Below are 13,988 nucleotides of genomic sequence, written 5' to 3' on the forward strand. Positions count from 1 at the left end.
GGTTTTTTTATTTTTCAAAAGAAGCATTTGGCCGCTTCTTTTTAGAACACTTCCAAAACGGAATTGTCCCTTTATAGTTTTGGTTAGGGTTAGTTACAATATGAATTTTTTTTTTAAATCAATCCGACTTTAATATCTAAAGACTTAGACTTAAAGACAGTAGCAATATACATATCTTTTCTTATTATTGATAATCATTATATTGATTTTTCTTAATTTTATCATAACTAAAACCTAATTAACAGATTATTAATTATAGTATAAGTTTTTTAAAAATATAATTTATTTAATCAACTAATTTAACATTTTTAAATAAAGCTTTTACCAAAAAAAAAGCCCCAACTAGATATTTGAAATCCAGTTAGGGCTTAAAAAATTATTTTACTTAAGAAAAAAACTACTTTTTCTTACATGTTTCTACGATATTGGCCTCCTACCTCAAACAAAGCAGATGTAATTTGCCCTAGTGAACAAATTTTTGTTGCTTCCATTAAAGCTTCAAAAATATTTCCATTATTTATAGCTATTTGTTGAATGTGAGCTAATTGCTTTTCTACCTGATCTTGATTGGCCTTATTTAAGTTTTCTTTGGTTTGGATTTGAAATTCTTTCTCTTGCTCGGTTGCACGGATTACCTCTGCAGGAATTACCGTTGGTGAACCTTTAGAACTTAAAAAAGTATTTACCCCAATAATAGGAAACTCTCCGTTATGTTTTAATGTTTCATAATAAAGAGATTCTTCTTGAATTTTGGAACGTTGATACATCGTTTCCATAGCTCCAAGAACCCCTCCTCTTTCTGTAATTCGATCAAACTCACTTAATACGGCCTGTTCCACTAAGTCGGTTAATTCCTCGATAATAAAAGATCCTTGGATAGGGTTTTCATTTTTAGCGAGTCCTAATTCTTTATTTATAATCAACTGAATAGCCATCGCTCGTCTTACAGATTCCTCTGTTGGAGTCGTAATTGCTTCGTCATATGCATTGGTATGCAATGAATTACAGTTGTCATATATAGCGTATAAAGCTTGCAGGGTAGTTCTAATATCATTAAAATCTATTTCTTGAGCGTGTAAAGATCTACCTGAGGTTTGAATATGATATTTCAACATTTGAGCACGTTCATTTGCACCATATTTCAATTTTAATGCCTTGGCCCAGATTCGACGTGCCACTCTACCTATCACCGCATATTCTGGATCAATACCATTGCTAAAGAAAAAAGAAAGGTTTGGTCCAAAGGCATTGATATCCATGCCTCTGCTTAAATAATACTCCACATAGGTAAAACCATTGGCCAATGTAAAGGCAAGTTGTGTTATAGGATTTGCTCCTGCCTCTGCAATGTGGTATCCGGAAATAGAAACCGAATAGAAATTCCTTACATTTTCTTGAATAAAATATTCTTGTACATCTCCCATTAATCGCAAAGCAAATTCAGTTGAGAATATACATGTGTTTTGAGCTTGGTCTTCTTTTAATATATCAGCCTGTACGGTTCCTCTTACCTGAGAAAGAGTCTCTTTTTTGATCTTCTGATATACTTCTTTAGGAAGAACTTGATCTCCGGTCACCCCTAAAAGCATCAGTCCTAATCCGTCATTACCCTTTGGAAGTTCACCATTGTAAACTGGTCGTTGAACTCCTTTTTGTTTATAAATCTGTTTTATTTTTGCCTCTACTTCTTGTTCTAACCCATGCTCTTTTATGTATAGTTCACATTGCTGATCAATTGCAGCATTCATAAAAAATCCTAGTAGCATTGGCGCTGGACCATTAATGGTCATCGAAACCGAAGTCATAGCATGAGCTAAATTAAAGCCTGAATAAAGCTTTTTAGCATCATCTAAACAACATATTGAAACTCCAGCATTTCCAATCTTTCCATATATATCAGGACGATACCCTGGATCATTACCATAAAGAGTCACCGAGTCAAATGCCGTTGATAGTCTCTTTGCAGGCATACCCAATGATACGTAGTGGAATCTACGATTTGTACGCTCAGGTCCTCCCTCTCCTGCAAACATACGGGTTGGATCTTCACCTTCTCGTTTAAAAGGATATAATCCTGCGGTAAATGGAAACTCTCCCGGAACGTTCTCTTGTAAAACCCAAGCCAGAATATCTCCCCAAGCCTTGTATTTAGGCAAAGCAATCTTCGGAATATCTATATGTGATAGACTCTTCGAGTGGGTTTGAATCTTTATTTCCTTATCTCTAACTTTAAAGCTATACTCCGGGTTTTTATATTTAGCAAGTTTAACTGGCCAATCTAAAATAGTTAACCAATTATAGGGATCCAAATTCATTTTCACCTTATCAAACTCCTTTAATAAAAGACCTACCAATAATGTATCTTCCTGCTTTTCACAAAGTACACTATGTTCAACAATACCGCTTTTATCCAATTTTGGAGTTTTATTACAAACTGTTTCGATTGCTTTATAAATACCATAAAGTTTTTGCGCAACTTCACTTTGAGATAAACTAGTTTGATCATATTTACGATTAGACTCTGCAATTTCCGATAAGTAACGAACTCTACTTGGTGGAATCACATAAACCTTCTCACTCATTTGTTCAGTGATTTGAAAATTCGACTTCAAATCCGCTTGCGTTTTATCTTGTATTTTATCCATAATTGCCCTGTACAACTTATTGGTTCCCGGATCATTAAATTGAGAAGCGATTGTACCGAAAACAGGCATTTCATTAGGATCTTGATCCCAAAGATTATGGTTTCTTTGATATTGCTTTTTCACATCACGGATTGCATCTAAAGCACCTCTTTTATCAAATTTGTTCAAAGCTACTATATCTGCAAAATCAAGCATATCGATTTTCTCCAATTGCGTAGCTGCACCAAATTCTGGCGTCATAATATATAAAGACACATCCGAATGATCTAAGATTTCGGTATCACTTTGTCCAATTCCAGAGGTCTCTAAAATAATTAAATCATAATTGGCAGCTTGTAGAACTTGTAGGGTTTCCTCCACGTAACGAGATAGTGCTAAGTTAGACTGTCTAGTTGCTAAAGAGCGCATAAAAACACGAGGATTATCAATAGAATTCATACGTATTCTGTCTCCTAAAAGGGCTCCTCCTGTCTTCCTTTTTGAAGGGTCCACAGAAACTAAAGCTACAGTTTTATCTGGAAAATCTATTAAAAATCTGCGCACTAGCTCATCTACCATCGAACTCTTCCCTGCTCCTCCGGTACCGGTAATACCTAGAACAGGACTATTTTTATGTTTCTTTGGATCGTATTTAAATATTTTCAAAAAGTCTTCTTCTCGATTCTCCGCTAAGGATATTAACCTAGAGATGGTTAGAATATCTTTGTCTTTTAAAGACTCATAGATATCTTTGCCTTGTGGAAGTTGTAGATCCATTGTAGGAAAATCAGCTCTTTGAACCATATCATTAATCATTCCTTGTAACCCTAAAGCTCGTCCGTCATCCGGGGAATATAAACGACTAATTCCGTAGTCCATCAATTCTTTGATTTCCGATGGCAAAATCACCCCACCTCCACCGCCAAGAATGCGAATGTGACCTGCTCCTCTTTCTTGTAGTAGATCATACATGTATTTAAAATACTCATTGTGACCACCTTGATAAGAACTCACTGCAATTGCGTTGGCATCTTCTTGAATAGCAGTATTAACTACCTCTTCTACACTCTTATCGTGTCCCAAATGAATAACTTCACATCCAGTTGCTTGAATAATACGACGCATAATATTAATTGCAGCATCGTGCCCATCGAACAAAGCCGCAGCAGTTACAATACGAACCTTGTTATTAGGAACATATGGTGTATTTTGTTGCATAATTTAAAAGTTTTTTTAGTTTTTTAGTCATCTAGCAATATAGTAAAATAATCTATACAACAAAGCTTTTTTATGATTGTCGTTTCTAGCCAAACTTTTAAAAAAGCAGATATATATTATAAAAGCATACAATGTATAAGACTAACTAACAAGATTTTACACAAATAACAAAACTAGTTAAGTGTGCTAAAAAACACTTTTAAATATGTGAAACTTTAACACCAAAACCATATATTTAAAGATGAATTTCCCCATAACAAAGTTGTTACCTGTCCCTTGAAACACAGAGAATTTAAATCTTGGGAAATTCCTTTTTACACAAAGCTTTTTATAAATAGCTACTATTGCTTTTGTATTTGTGTGGTTTTTTTTCTACATTGGCAAGCATTAACTAACCTAATTAAACACTTTATGAAAACTTCACCGTACCATACCTTAGCTAATAAGGTAGATACATTTATGGCTCTTTTTGAGAAAGTCCCCATAAACAATCACAAACAAGCACTACCCTGGGAATATTTTTATTATAACTATTTTACATCTATGTCTCAGACTTTAATTAATTCCCTTTTTCAAGTGGATTATGCAAAGGCCAAATCTCATTTTAAAATTCCTTCTAAAATTGATACAATTAGCATTAGCTTTGATAGTAACTTTAATTTAGTTCGAAATATAAATTTTAGTCCTGAAAAAAATTTACATCACCAAAGTATTTTAAATTATATAAGAAAAGAACTTGCTTATTTTAGTTGTTTAACACCAAAAGACACCTATAAACAGATTAACGCAAGCTTGGTTAACGCCAAAGAACAAGATATCTTATTAAGCGGGGTACTGTATCACAATAGCCTTACCAATCAGATGACCTTTAACCTTGTAAGCTTTACCATTTACTTGGAAGAAAATTTGCAACCCGTTAGATCAAAAAAGGACAGTTATTTGGATTTAGATATATCTAAAGATTTAAAGGCTACCCTAACCAAAGACTATTTACAAAGCATGCTTTGTATTTGTGAAAAGTACACAATACAACCAGAAGAATTAGAGAATTATATCATGCAACAATACGGGCAAGACTGGAAAATGGTTCATCGAAATGAAAAATTGCTAAAATGTTTAGAATTGGTGCTTTTTTCCGATATGGATTTACACAAAATAGCAGTAAATCACTCTTTTGATTCCTGGCATGAACTAAAATCCGAATTAGAGGCTATAATAGATTTTCAAAAACCATTGATTCGATATACCCAAAAAAGCTTTTGTTAAAACAAAAAGCGGCTTAAATGCCGCTTTTTGTTTTTTAATCTCTATAAATTAGATTGCTTTAGTTTTATCTTTAAGCCAATCTTTTTCTGATTGATCTAAAGAATCTTGTAGCTTTTCATACACCCACGCATTATAATTATTAAGCCAATCAATATGCTCTTGAGCCAATAATGTCTTATCTACTAAATCAGTGGCAATATAACAAATCGTTAGTGTCTCAAAGTCCATAAAGTCCCCAAATTCGGTAGTCTCCAAATCTCTAGCTAAAACAAGGTTCTCAATACGTATTCCATATTTACCCTCTCTGTATAATCCTGGTTCAATTGAACTTATCATCCCCACTTGAATCGGAATATCTAGAGCTGTACCATTAAAGGTATGTGGTCCTTCATGTACATTTAAAAAGAAACCTACCCCATGCCCTGTACCATGCAGATAATTCCTTTTTGTTGCCCAAATTGGTCGTCTAACAATAGCATCTATTTGATAGCCTCTAATACCTTTTAGAAAAATTGCCATAGATCCCTCTATCATCCCTTTTAGCACAATAGTATAATCCTGTTTTTCCTGTTGTGTAATATTTCCTAGAGAAACTACACGAGTAATATCAGTGGTACCAGTTAGATACTGACCTCCAGAATCAACCAATAATAAGCCCTGAGGCTCTAACATAGAATTACTACTAGGTTCTGCCTTATAATGAGGCAAAGCGCCATGGGCTTTATAACCCGCAATAGTATCAAAGCTAATTGATTTAAAACCAGGTTGATTACCTCGTAGTTCTTCAAGATACTGCGCAATACTTATCTCGCTTAATTCACCACTGGCTACATTTTGTTCAATCCAACGGAAAAATTTTGTCATCGCCACACCATCATAGATCATCGTTTGTCTGGTATGTTCAATTTCTACCTGGTTTTTTACAGCCTTAAAATGAGTAGTTGGATTAATATCCATTACGATTTCCATATGTTCTGGAACTGCATCAAAGGTGGCAAAACAAGTCTTTTTAGGATCTAGCAAAATTCGTTTTTCTTGTCTAAGAGCTTTTAAAAACGGCTGTACTTGCTCATAGGGTAATATATCAACTCCATGAGTTTTTAATTCTTGGGCAAGCTCTGCGCTCACCTTTTTACTGTCTATAAACAAAATAGCTTGTTTTTCAGATATAAAGACAAATCCTAAAGTAACTGGATTACACTTCACATCGGTACCGCGAAGGTTTAAAAGCCAAGCTAGATCATCTAAAGATGATATTAAATGAGAGTCTATCGATTTTTGGTCAAGAGCCTCACGAACTCGTTTAATTTTATCACTTGTTGATTCCCCTGTAGCCTTTACATCCAAACTATAAACCTGTTGAAGCGGAAGTGCTGGTCTATCTTGCCAGATTTCATCTAATAAGTCTTGATTACCATCTACATGAACACCTAAAGGCTTTAATACCTGATCTACATAATTGGCCATAGCCAATGAAGCTAAATTTCCATCAAATGCCACAGTTTGTCCAGGTTTTAAAACCGTAGCTAACCAATCAACAAATTCAGGCGCATATTGAACCTTAACCTTAACCAATTCAAATCCAGTATCTTTAAGTTGTTCATTAGCTTGAACAAAATATCTTGAATCTGTCCATAAACCTGCAAAATCATGTGTTATAGTTAATGTCCCAGCACTACCTGTAAAGCCACTTAACCAAGCTATACATTTATAATGATCCGGTAGGTATTCACTAATATGAGGGTCTGATGATGGTATAATGTATGCATCAATCGATTTTTTTTTCATCCAAGCGCGTAATTGCGCTAATTTTTCTAAATGTGTCATTTTTATTTAGTTTATATTCTCTAGATATTCTTTCTTTTAAAATTACTACCTCCGGATCTGAAAAATTCAAAATAAAGTAGATTTTATGAAAGTATTCCTCTAGATTTTTGGTTATGGTTTTTTTATATAAGTTTCTTTAAAGTCACTTGTCATTGGCAGAATTTGATTATTGCAAAGCTGCTGAAAATCTATATCAATTAAACCAGTAGTTAATTTAAACAACTCTGGATTTTGACTTAAGGATAACAACAAATTAAATTCTGGGGATTCCAAAGAAGTATCTTTATCTACAACTACCCTTGCAGATATATTTTTCTTATCACTTTTGCGCAAAAAGTCAAATATGAATTGATTTGGCTGCTCCCAAGGTGAGTTTCTAGTAGGCTCAAAATAAACTCCCCAGATTTGAATTGGTTTATTTAACGGTTCTATAATTATTCTTTTTTGATCAAATCCTATATTACTTATCGTAGTTTTCTTAAAGTCAACTATTTTAAGTTTATCTTTTGGTGTCACAAAACTATAAAGATGAATAAGACTGTTTTTCTTGCCCAAAACATACCATATACTAGTATCTGAATCTTGTTTTGTCAAGATAAGAGTTTCTGTAAAATTATTTTTTTCCAGTGGTTTTTCATAACTCAACACTTGCAAACAAGAATCTGGGTAAGCCCAAGGTAAGGACAAAGCTGTATCTTTATTAACTCTATCAATCAAGAGTGGTTGCAAATTATCAAGCTGAATTTCTTGTTTATTATCAACCGAAAATCCTTGTTTTACAAATTCCTTACTTTTTTCCAGTAATGTTCTTTGCATATCAAAAACATAACTATTAATTAGCTCCCCATTTTGATATAAATTATAAATAGGATTACTGTTTTGATGTAGATCTACTTCAACCCCATTTAATATTCCTTGTTGGGTTCCTATTTGATAAACCTTACTACCTTGAATAGAATCTATCTGTAGATAGTCTGCAAATTTTGAATCATATTGTTTTAAGGCATTCAACTCTTTGTTAATCTGAACAAACCAATAAGGAAATTCATAAACTTTTTGCAAATCTCCTAAGTCCGTTTCACTGGTATACTCGCAATAAGGCATTTGCTGTAAATAGTGTGTTTGAATTTTTTGAACCAAACTATCTTGAGCTTGCAAGGAAAGATTAATGGCAAAAAAAACAAACAAAAAAAACTTTTTCATACTTTATTTTTTTACTCGATAAATTTAACCAATAAAAATACGCCAAACAATTACCTACTGGAATTCTTATTGTTTTTCTTGACAAAAAAAAGAAATTTTTAGTAACAGGTTGTTATCCACCTATACTATTAAATAATTTATCCCATAAAGTAGTATAAAAACCATAATTGCAATTCTCCTTTAAATGGTGTGTATTGTGAAAATCACTCAATGCGATCCATTTACTATTAATCATTACTTTGTTTACATGACCTACTGTTCCCCAAATAACATTAATTAACCCATAGGTTATTACTGCATAAATATTCAAGTTTACAATAACCAATATTGCTATTATTAGAAAACCAAAGCCAATTGCTTCAAATGGGCTTAAAACAAATAAACTTAAACAATTTACGCTTTTATGGCTATGGTGCTTTTTATGCACCAAAGTATAAAAGGTCTTTTGGTGTGCTAATCGATGGGTTAAGTACATTAAAAGATCCATAATTATAATCAAAAATAAGCTGTGGGTTAACCAATTCCACCAATTAGGGGCGTGGTGAAAACTAACCCAGTTGTTTTTTATCAAATAAGTAGTTAAATTAAACAACAGGGTATTACATAAAACCACAAGAATTACAACCGTGAAATCTTCTAGGGTTACCCTTTGAGTTTCAAATTGTATATCTGTGGTTTTTAAAAGACTATTTAGTAAAAAGTAACATAAAAAAGAAACACATAAAATACTAAGATTTATTGCTAAACCTAGGTAAAAAACAGTCAGAAAATCTCCTTGTATTATTTGCTGTAATATGAAACCTTCCATAGTCTAGAAATTTTTAGGGCATTACTTTATAAGTAGGGTCAGTTTGTAGGTTTATCTGCACCACATCTTTTGCATTATCCAAAAGCAAACAACAATCCGCACTTAAGGAGCGTAAGACAATATTTTTATTGGAATCCTTATAGAGTTTGGTAACTTTATTTAAAGCTTCAATGGCGCTCATATCACATACCTTTGAATTTCTAAAATCAATTATTACCTGTTGCGAATCTTCTTTAGGATTAAAGTTTTCCAAAAAGCTAGTAACTGAACCAAAAAACAATGGCCCCTGACAATAGTATACAACTTGGTTATTCTCGATTTTTTTCAACACTTTTATATTCTGTGCATTTTGCCAAGCAAACACCAAGGCTGATATAATAACACCTGTGAAAACTGCCAAGGCTAAATTATGTAGAAAAATAGTAATTAAAGCAACTAAGATCCCCGTTATAACATCCGCCTTAGGCATGGTAAAGATTAATTTAAAGCTCGCCCATTTAAAAGTAGTAATAGCCACAACCACCATTACACCTATTAATGCTGCAACCGGAATTTGTCCAATCACGGGTCCAGCTAAAACCAAAACCAGTAAAATTACTAATCCGCTAACAATAGCAGAAAGCCTTGTTCTCCCATTACTATTTAAATTTACCATGGTTTGGGCCACCATGGCACATCCTCCCATTGCTCCAAAAAAACCGCACAGTACATTACCATATCCTTGTGCCTTAGCCTCTTTATTTGCATTTCCTTTACTATAGGTTATCTCATCAACCATTTGAAGGGTTAATAAAGATTCCAATAATCCCACGCAAGCCATAACAACAGAATAAGGTAAGATAATATAAATAGTCTGCCAACTCAGAGGTAGTTTTGGAATATGAAATCCAGGCAGACCCGCATTTATTGGTGCAATATCTACCACTTTCTTTGTGTCAATAGACAACAACAACACCAATACCGTTACCATAAAAATTCCTACCAACGACGCGGGAATGGCTTTGTTAACTAATGGCCATAATAAAATAATCAAAATAGTTAAACAACTCAATCCCAACATAATCCACGTAGAATCAGGTACTTGAAAAAAAGCATCACTATTTAAAGAATTGAATCCTAGTTGTTGCAATTGTGCCAAAAAAATCACCACTGCCAATCCATTTAAAAAACCATACATTACTGGTTGAGGAATAAGTCTTATAAATTTTCCAAAACCCATAACTCCTGTTATAATTTGAAGAATACCAGCTAAAACAACAGCACCTAGAAGATATTCAACACCATGATCTTGAATCAAAGCTATCATAACAATAATGGTGGCACCCGCACCTCCAGAAATCATTCCTGGTCGCCCACCTAAAACTGCTGTTACAAGTCCCATAATTAAAGCTGCATAAAGTCCCATTACCGGAGCAAGACCTGCAATAATTGCAAAAGATAGGCTCTCGGGCATCATAGTCATAGCGCTTGTTATTCCGGCCAATAACTCATTTATCTTTTGCTTATTAGAAAGCTTTCTAATACTAGAAAAAAACATATCACCTTTCATGAAAAAATAGTATAAAACACCTTGAATCTAGCCTCTTAAAACAACATGGCGCAACGTGCTGAAAATTAACCAACTAAATCAAATAAGTGAAGTTTAAAAAATTATATTTTGCAAATCTACGCATAAAACCGGTGGCTTTATTCATATTTTTACACTAGTTTTGGCCATTGCTAACAAAGTAAAGTTTATTTTTTTCGCGAAATTTCCTTTGTAATTCATTACAATGAAATTAGATGCGTAAAAAAGATCCCAGTTTTATTTGACCAATCTAACCCTATAAAAAACAATGAAACAACAAAGTAATGCCAAGGCTATCGGCGCTGCACTAAGTGCTATGCTATGCGTTCAAGGTGGCGCTTCAATTGCCAAGCGTTTATTCCCAGTACTAGGTCCTACCGGAACCACTACCCTTAGAATTGGATTATCGGCCATTTTACTTAATTTAATAATTCGTCCCAAAATTTCTACCTTCACTAAAAAAGAATGGAAATATTCTTTTTATTATGGAGCGTCGATTGCTTTGATGAATTTAATATTTTATATGGCTATCCAACGAATTCCTCTAGGACTTGGAGTCACTATTGAGTTTATAGGTCCTTTATTTCTAGCTTTGTATTTTTCAAAAAAACTCTTAGATATCCTCTGGGCCTTATTTGCATGTATTGGCATACTTTTAATTGTCCCATGGAATACTGGTGATGTGGATATTATCGGATTAGCTCTCGCATTTTTAGCTGGTACATTCTGGGCCTGTTACATTGTAATGGGAAGTAAGGTATCTCGTGAGATGGATACCAAAAACGCCTTGGCCGTAGGTATGTTTTTTGCAACTCTTATTATCTTGCCAGTTGTTATTTACACCGGTGAATTAAAAAACCTTACAACAGGCACTTTATTATTAGGTTTAGCTGTGGCTGTATTATCAAGTGCTTTACCATTTTCTTTAGACCTAGTGGCTTTAAGACGATTACCAGCAAAGACTTTTAGTATTTTAACCAGTTTACAACCTGCCTTTGCGGCCCTTTCAGGCTTATTATTTTTAAAAGAGCAATTAACCTTTTTACAATGGATCTCCATACTTTGCGTTATCACAGCTAGCCTTGGAACAACTATTTTTAGCCAAAAGGAATAATCAAAAATACCCAATTAATTAAAAAGGATAAATTTTGTTAATTTTGGACACATACACGTATCTGTTTTCCTCAAATTGTGGAAAATTTCCCCAAAACAATCTATTCAAAAGACAAAATACTCTTTTTATCCGCATAATTACATATGGCACAAGAATTGCTTTACACCATCTATAAAGGTTATTTAAAATAAAGTTCTACAGAAAGACTTTTGCTTTTAGTTTTTATCCTTTTTTTAAAATTTAATTTTTATAGTTCATAGATAGTTTCTTGAAATAGATTCTTTTAAAAATGCTTTTAGTGCATTAATAAATAGAATCAGTACAACTCCCTAGAGAGAATAATCACTTTCAAACAACAACAAAACTCACTCACAATTACAAATTTTTAGGGAGTTGTTTTCAAGGAAAATCTACCTTTTTGTACAATTCTCACCTTCAAGGGCACCCAGAAAAAACCTACAAACAAACAAAATCTTAAAAAAAGGTTAATTTTATCTAAATACCATACTTAGATAAAAAAAAATTAGCATTCTATTTCATTATAGCCTTATATTAGCCTTTGACAATGAAATGAAAAAAATCTAACTATTAATTAATGAAAAGACAATTAATTCTAACAGCCTCCCTATTAACACTTACAACAACGATCAGCATTGCTCAAAATCAACCTTCTATTGTAGAGCAATTCAACAAATTAATACAAGAATCAACAAATTATCAAACTTATAAGGTAGTTAAAAAAGATAACTTAGAATTATTACAACGCAACGTCTCGGATTCCTTAGATTCCTTTAAAAATGAAATTCAGACCAACAATGCTGAAATCTTAAAGCAAAAAGCTAGCGTTGATAGTCTTTCTCAAGAATTGCAACAAGTTCAAGATGAATTGAACATTGCCCTACAAAGAGAAAATAATTTAGAGGTTTTGGGTGTTTCCACCAATAAAACAACTTATCAAACTTTAGTATGGACCATCATAGCGGTATTACTTTCTAGTTTGGTGGTTTTGTTTTTTCGATTCAAGAAAAGCCATATAGATACAAAGGAAGCTATCAAGAAGCTACATGAAACTGAAAACGAATTAGAAGATTTAAGGAGATTATCTTTAGAACGAGAACAAAAAATTCGCCGTCAACTTCAAGATGAAATAAATAAAAATAAAGTAGAATAAAAAAAGAGCTGTAAGAATCACTTACAGCTCTTTTTTTTTTACCATGGACGTTTATCGGTTTCAATAGGTTTTGATAAGTCAAATACAACGTTAAATTCATTGGGCGATGTTACCCTTTTTAAATTATAACTAAATACTTGATCATCTATGGTTACCCACCACAGGTTTGCCGCTGCCCCACTAATCATATCAGCGGTAAATTGATCGGCGGGAAAGTATTGGACATTGGAACTCCCAGAGTTAGATGTTGTCCCCCCATACATGGTTACTTGATCTGGTGTTCCGTCATTTTTTCTATGATCGTGCTTTAATTCAATCTGATTTCCATTTTGTGTAAATACCCAAGTACGCGATAAATCCTCTCCCACAAAAAAAGGTATTTTTACTTGATCATCGGTACATTGCATTACATACATAATCAACTCTTTATTTTCAAAGTCTTTTGGGACGGGTGAACTAACAATTTTCCCTTTATATGCCTTACCACAATGTTTATGTAACTCTTGCATAAACGAGCTTGTACTTTCTTGGGCTTGAACCAAATAGGTAGCACATAAGCTCAAAACAGATAATAAATACTTAGTCATAATTAGTTTTTAAGATATTAATAATGGGTTAAATCTAAACTAATTTTTATACAATTACTACTTACAGCACTTTTAAGGCTAAATTTCTAGAGCAAAACAAATGATTTTAAGCAATTAGCACACCCCTAGGTTCTTAAAGCTCCCTTAAATACATACAAATCCAAAAATAAACAGTATTTCATTAGGCTCTATCAAAGTAAAAACGTACATTGTAAATAACTATAAACAACTATTAATCTATCGTTTAACATGAAACCAATTCGAACCACAGAAGACTATCACTTAGCTTTGACAAAAATCCAGCTCCTACAGGAATCAGAACTTGATATCCAGCAAAAGGATGAACTAGAAGTTTTACAGATACTTGTGGAACATTATGAACGCGAAAATGCCCCAATGGGTATGCCTGACCCATTAGATAGCATCAAAATTTTTAATGAGTTTTTAAGTGACAATGACACAAATCAAAAATAAATTAAGTCATACTTTGTAAAGTTGAAAATTATAAATTGAGATTTTTGCATAAATCCTTGTCATTATTTGTTATAGTGACCTGAAAGCATCCTGAGAAAAGCGCGTTTTTCAGGATGTTTTTTTATATCA

The 13,988-nt window shown here is 33.1% G+C and carries 10 protein-coding genes; 4 read left to right on the plus strand and 6 right to left on the minus strand.

Annotated features, from left to right (window positions below; all coding sequences use genetic code 11):
- Nucleotides 1-407: 407 nt before the first annotated feature.
- Nucleotides 408-3,842, minus strand: a complete 3,435-nt coding sequence (locus ACYSNV_RS05780; RefSeq protein WP_461761613.1) for a methylmalonyl-CoA mutase family protein — start codon at nt 3,840-3,842, stop codon at nt 408-410.
- Between the two features lie 411 nt (nt 3,843-4,253).
- Between ACYSNV_RS05780 and ACYSNV_RS05785 the strand changes: the two genes are divergently transcribed.
- A complete protein-coding gene (locus ACYSNV_RS05785) occupies nt 4,254-5,108 on the plus strand; it encodes a hypothetical protein (protein WP_461761614.1) in 855 nt (284 codons plus the stop codon).
- A gap of 48 nt (nt 5,109-5,156) precedes the next feature.
- Here the strand turns inward: ACYSNV_RS05785 and ACYSNV_RS05790 are convergent, their stop codons facing one another.
- The 4 genes from ACYSNV_RS05790 to ACYSNV_RS05805 all read right to left on the minus strand — a co-directional run bounded on the left by ACYSNV_RS05790 (nt 5,157) and on the right by ACYSNV_RS05805 (nt 10,495).
- Complete coding sequence (locus ACYSNV_RS05790; protein ID WP_461761615.1) at nt 5,157-6,935, minus strand: aminopeptidase P family protein; 1,779 nt, start codon at nt 6,933-6,935, stop codon at nt 5,157-5,159.
- 111 nt (nt 6,936-7,046) lie between these two features.
- Nucleotides 7,047-8,138, minus strand: a complete 1,092-nt coding sequence (locus ACYSNV_RS05795) for a hypothetical protein (protein WP_461761616.1) — start codon at nt 8,136-8,138, stop codon at nt 7,047-7,049.
- A gap of 112 nt (nt 8,139-8,250) precedes the next feature.
- Complete coding sequence (locus ACYSNV_RS05800) at nt 8,251-8,946, minus strand: sterol desaturase family protein (protein ID WP_461761617.1); 696 nt, start codon at nt 8,944-8,946, stop codon at nt 8,251-8,253.
- A 13-nt stretch (nt 8,947-8,959) separates the two neighbouring features.
- The gene (locus tag ACYSNV_RS05805) at nt 8,960-10,495 is read right to left on the minus strand and encodes a SulP family inorganic anion transporter (protein ID WP_461761618.1); all 1,536 of its coding nucleotides are present in this window, start codon (nt 10,493-10,495) and stop codon (nt 8,960-8,962) included.
- Between the two features lie 286 nt (nt 10,496-10,781).
- On the opposite strand from ACYSNV_RS05805, the gene ACYSNV_RS05810 reads away from it, so the two are divergent.
- Both ACYSNV_RS05810 and ACYSNV_RS05815 read left to right on the plus strand, forming a co-directional pair.
- The gene (locus tag ACYSNV_RS05810; RefSeq protein WP_461761619.1) at nt 10,782-11,627 is read left to right on the plus strand and encodes an EamA family transporter; all 846 of its coding nucleotides are present in this window, start codon (nt 10,782-10,784) and stop codon (nt 11,625-11,627) included.
- Between the two features lie 595 nt (nt 11,628-12,222).
- Nucleotides 12,223-12,798 (plus strand): hypothetical protein, encoded by a 576-nt coding sequence (locus ACYSNV_RS05815; protein WP_461761620.1) that lies wholly within the window; start codon nt 12,223-12,225, stop codon nt 12,796-12,798.
- Nucleotides 12,799-12,836: 38 nt separating this feature from the next.
- On the opposite strand, the gene ACYSNV_RS05820 is transcribed toward ACYSNV_RS05815, so the two are convergent.
- On the minus strand, nt 12,837-13,385 hold the full coding sequence (locus tag ACYSNV_RS05820; protein WP_461761621.1) for a hypothetical protein: 549 nt from the start codon (nt 13,383-13,385) through the stop codon (nt 12,837-12,839).
- Between the two features lie 249 nt (nt 13,386-13,634).
- Between ACYSNV_RS05820 and ACYSNV_RS05825 the strand changes: the two genes are divergently transcribed.
- Nucleotides 13,635-13,859, plus strand: coding sequence for a hypothetical protein (locus tag ACYSNV_RS05825; RefSeq protein ID WP_461761622.1), 225 nt, complete (start codon nt 13,635-13,637; stop codon nt 13,857-13,859).
- Nucleotides 13,860-13,988: the final 129 nt, after the last annotated feature.

The sequence above is a fragment of the Myroides sp. LJL119 genome, assembly GCF_054871605.1.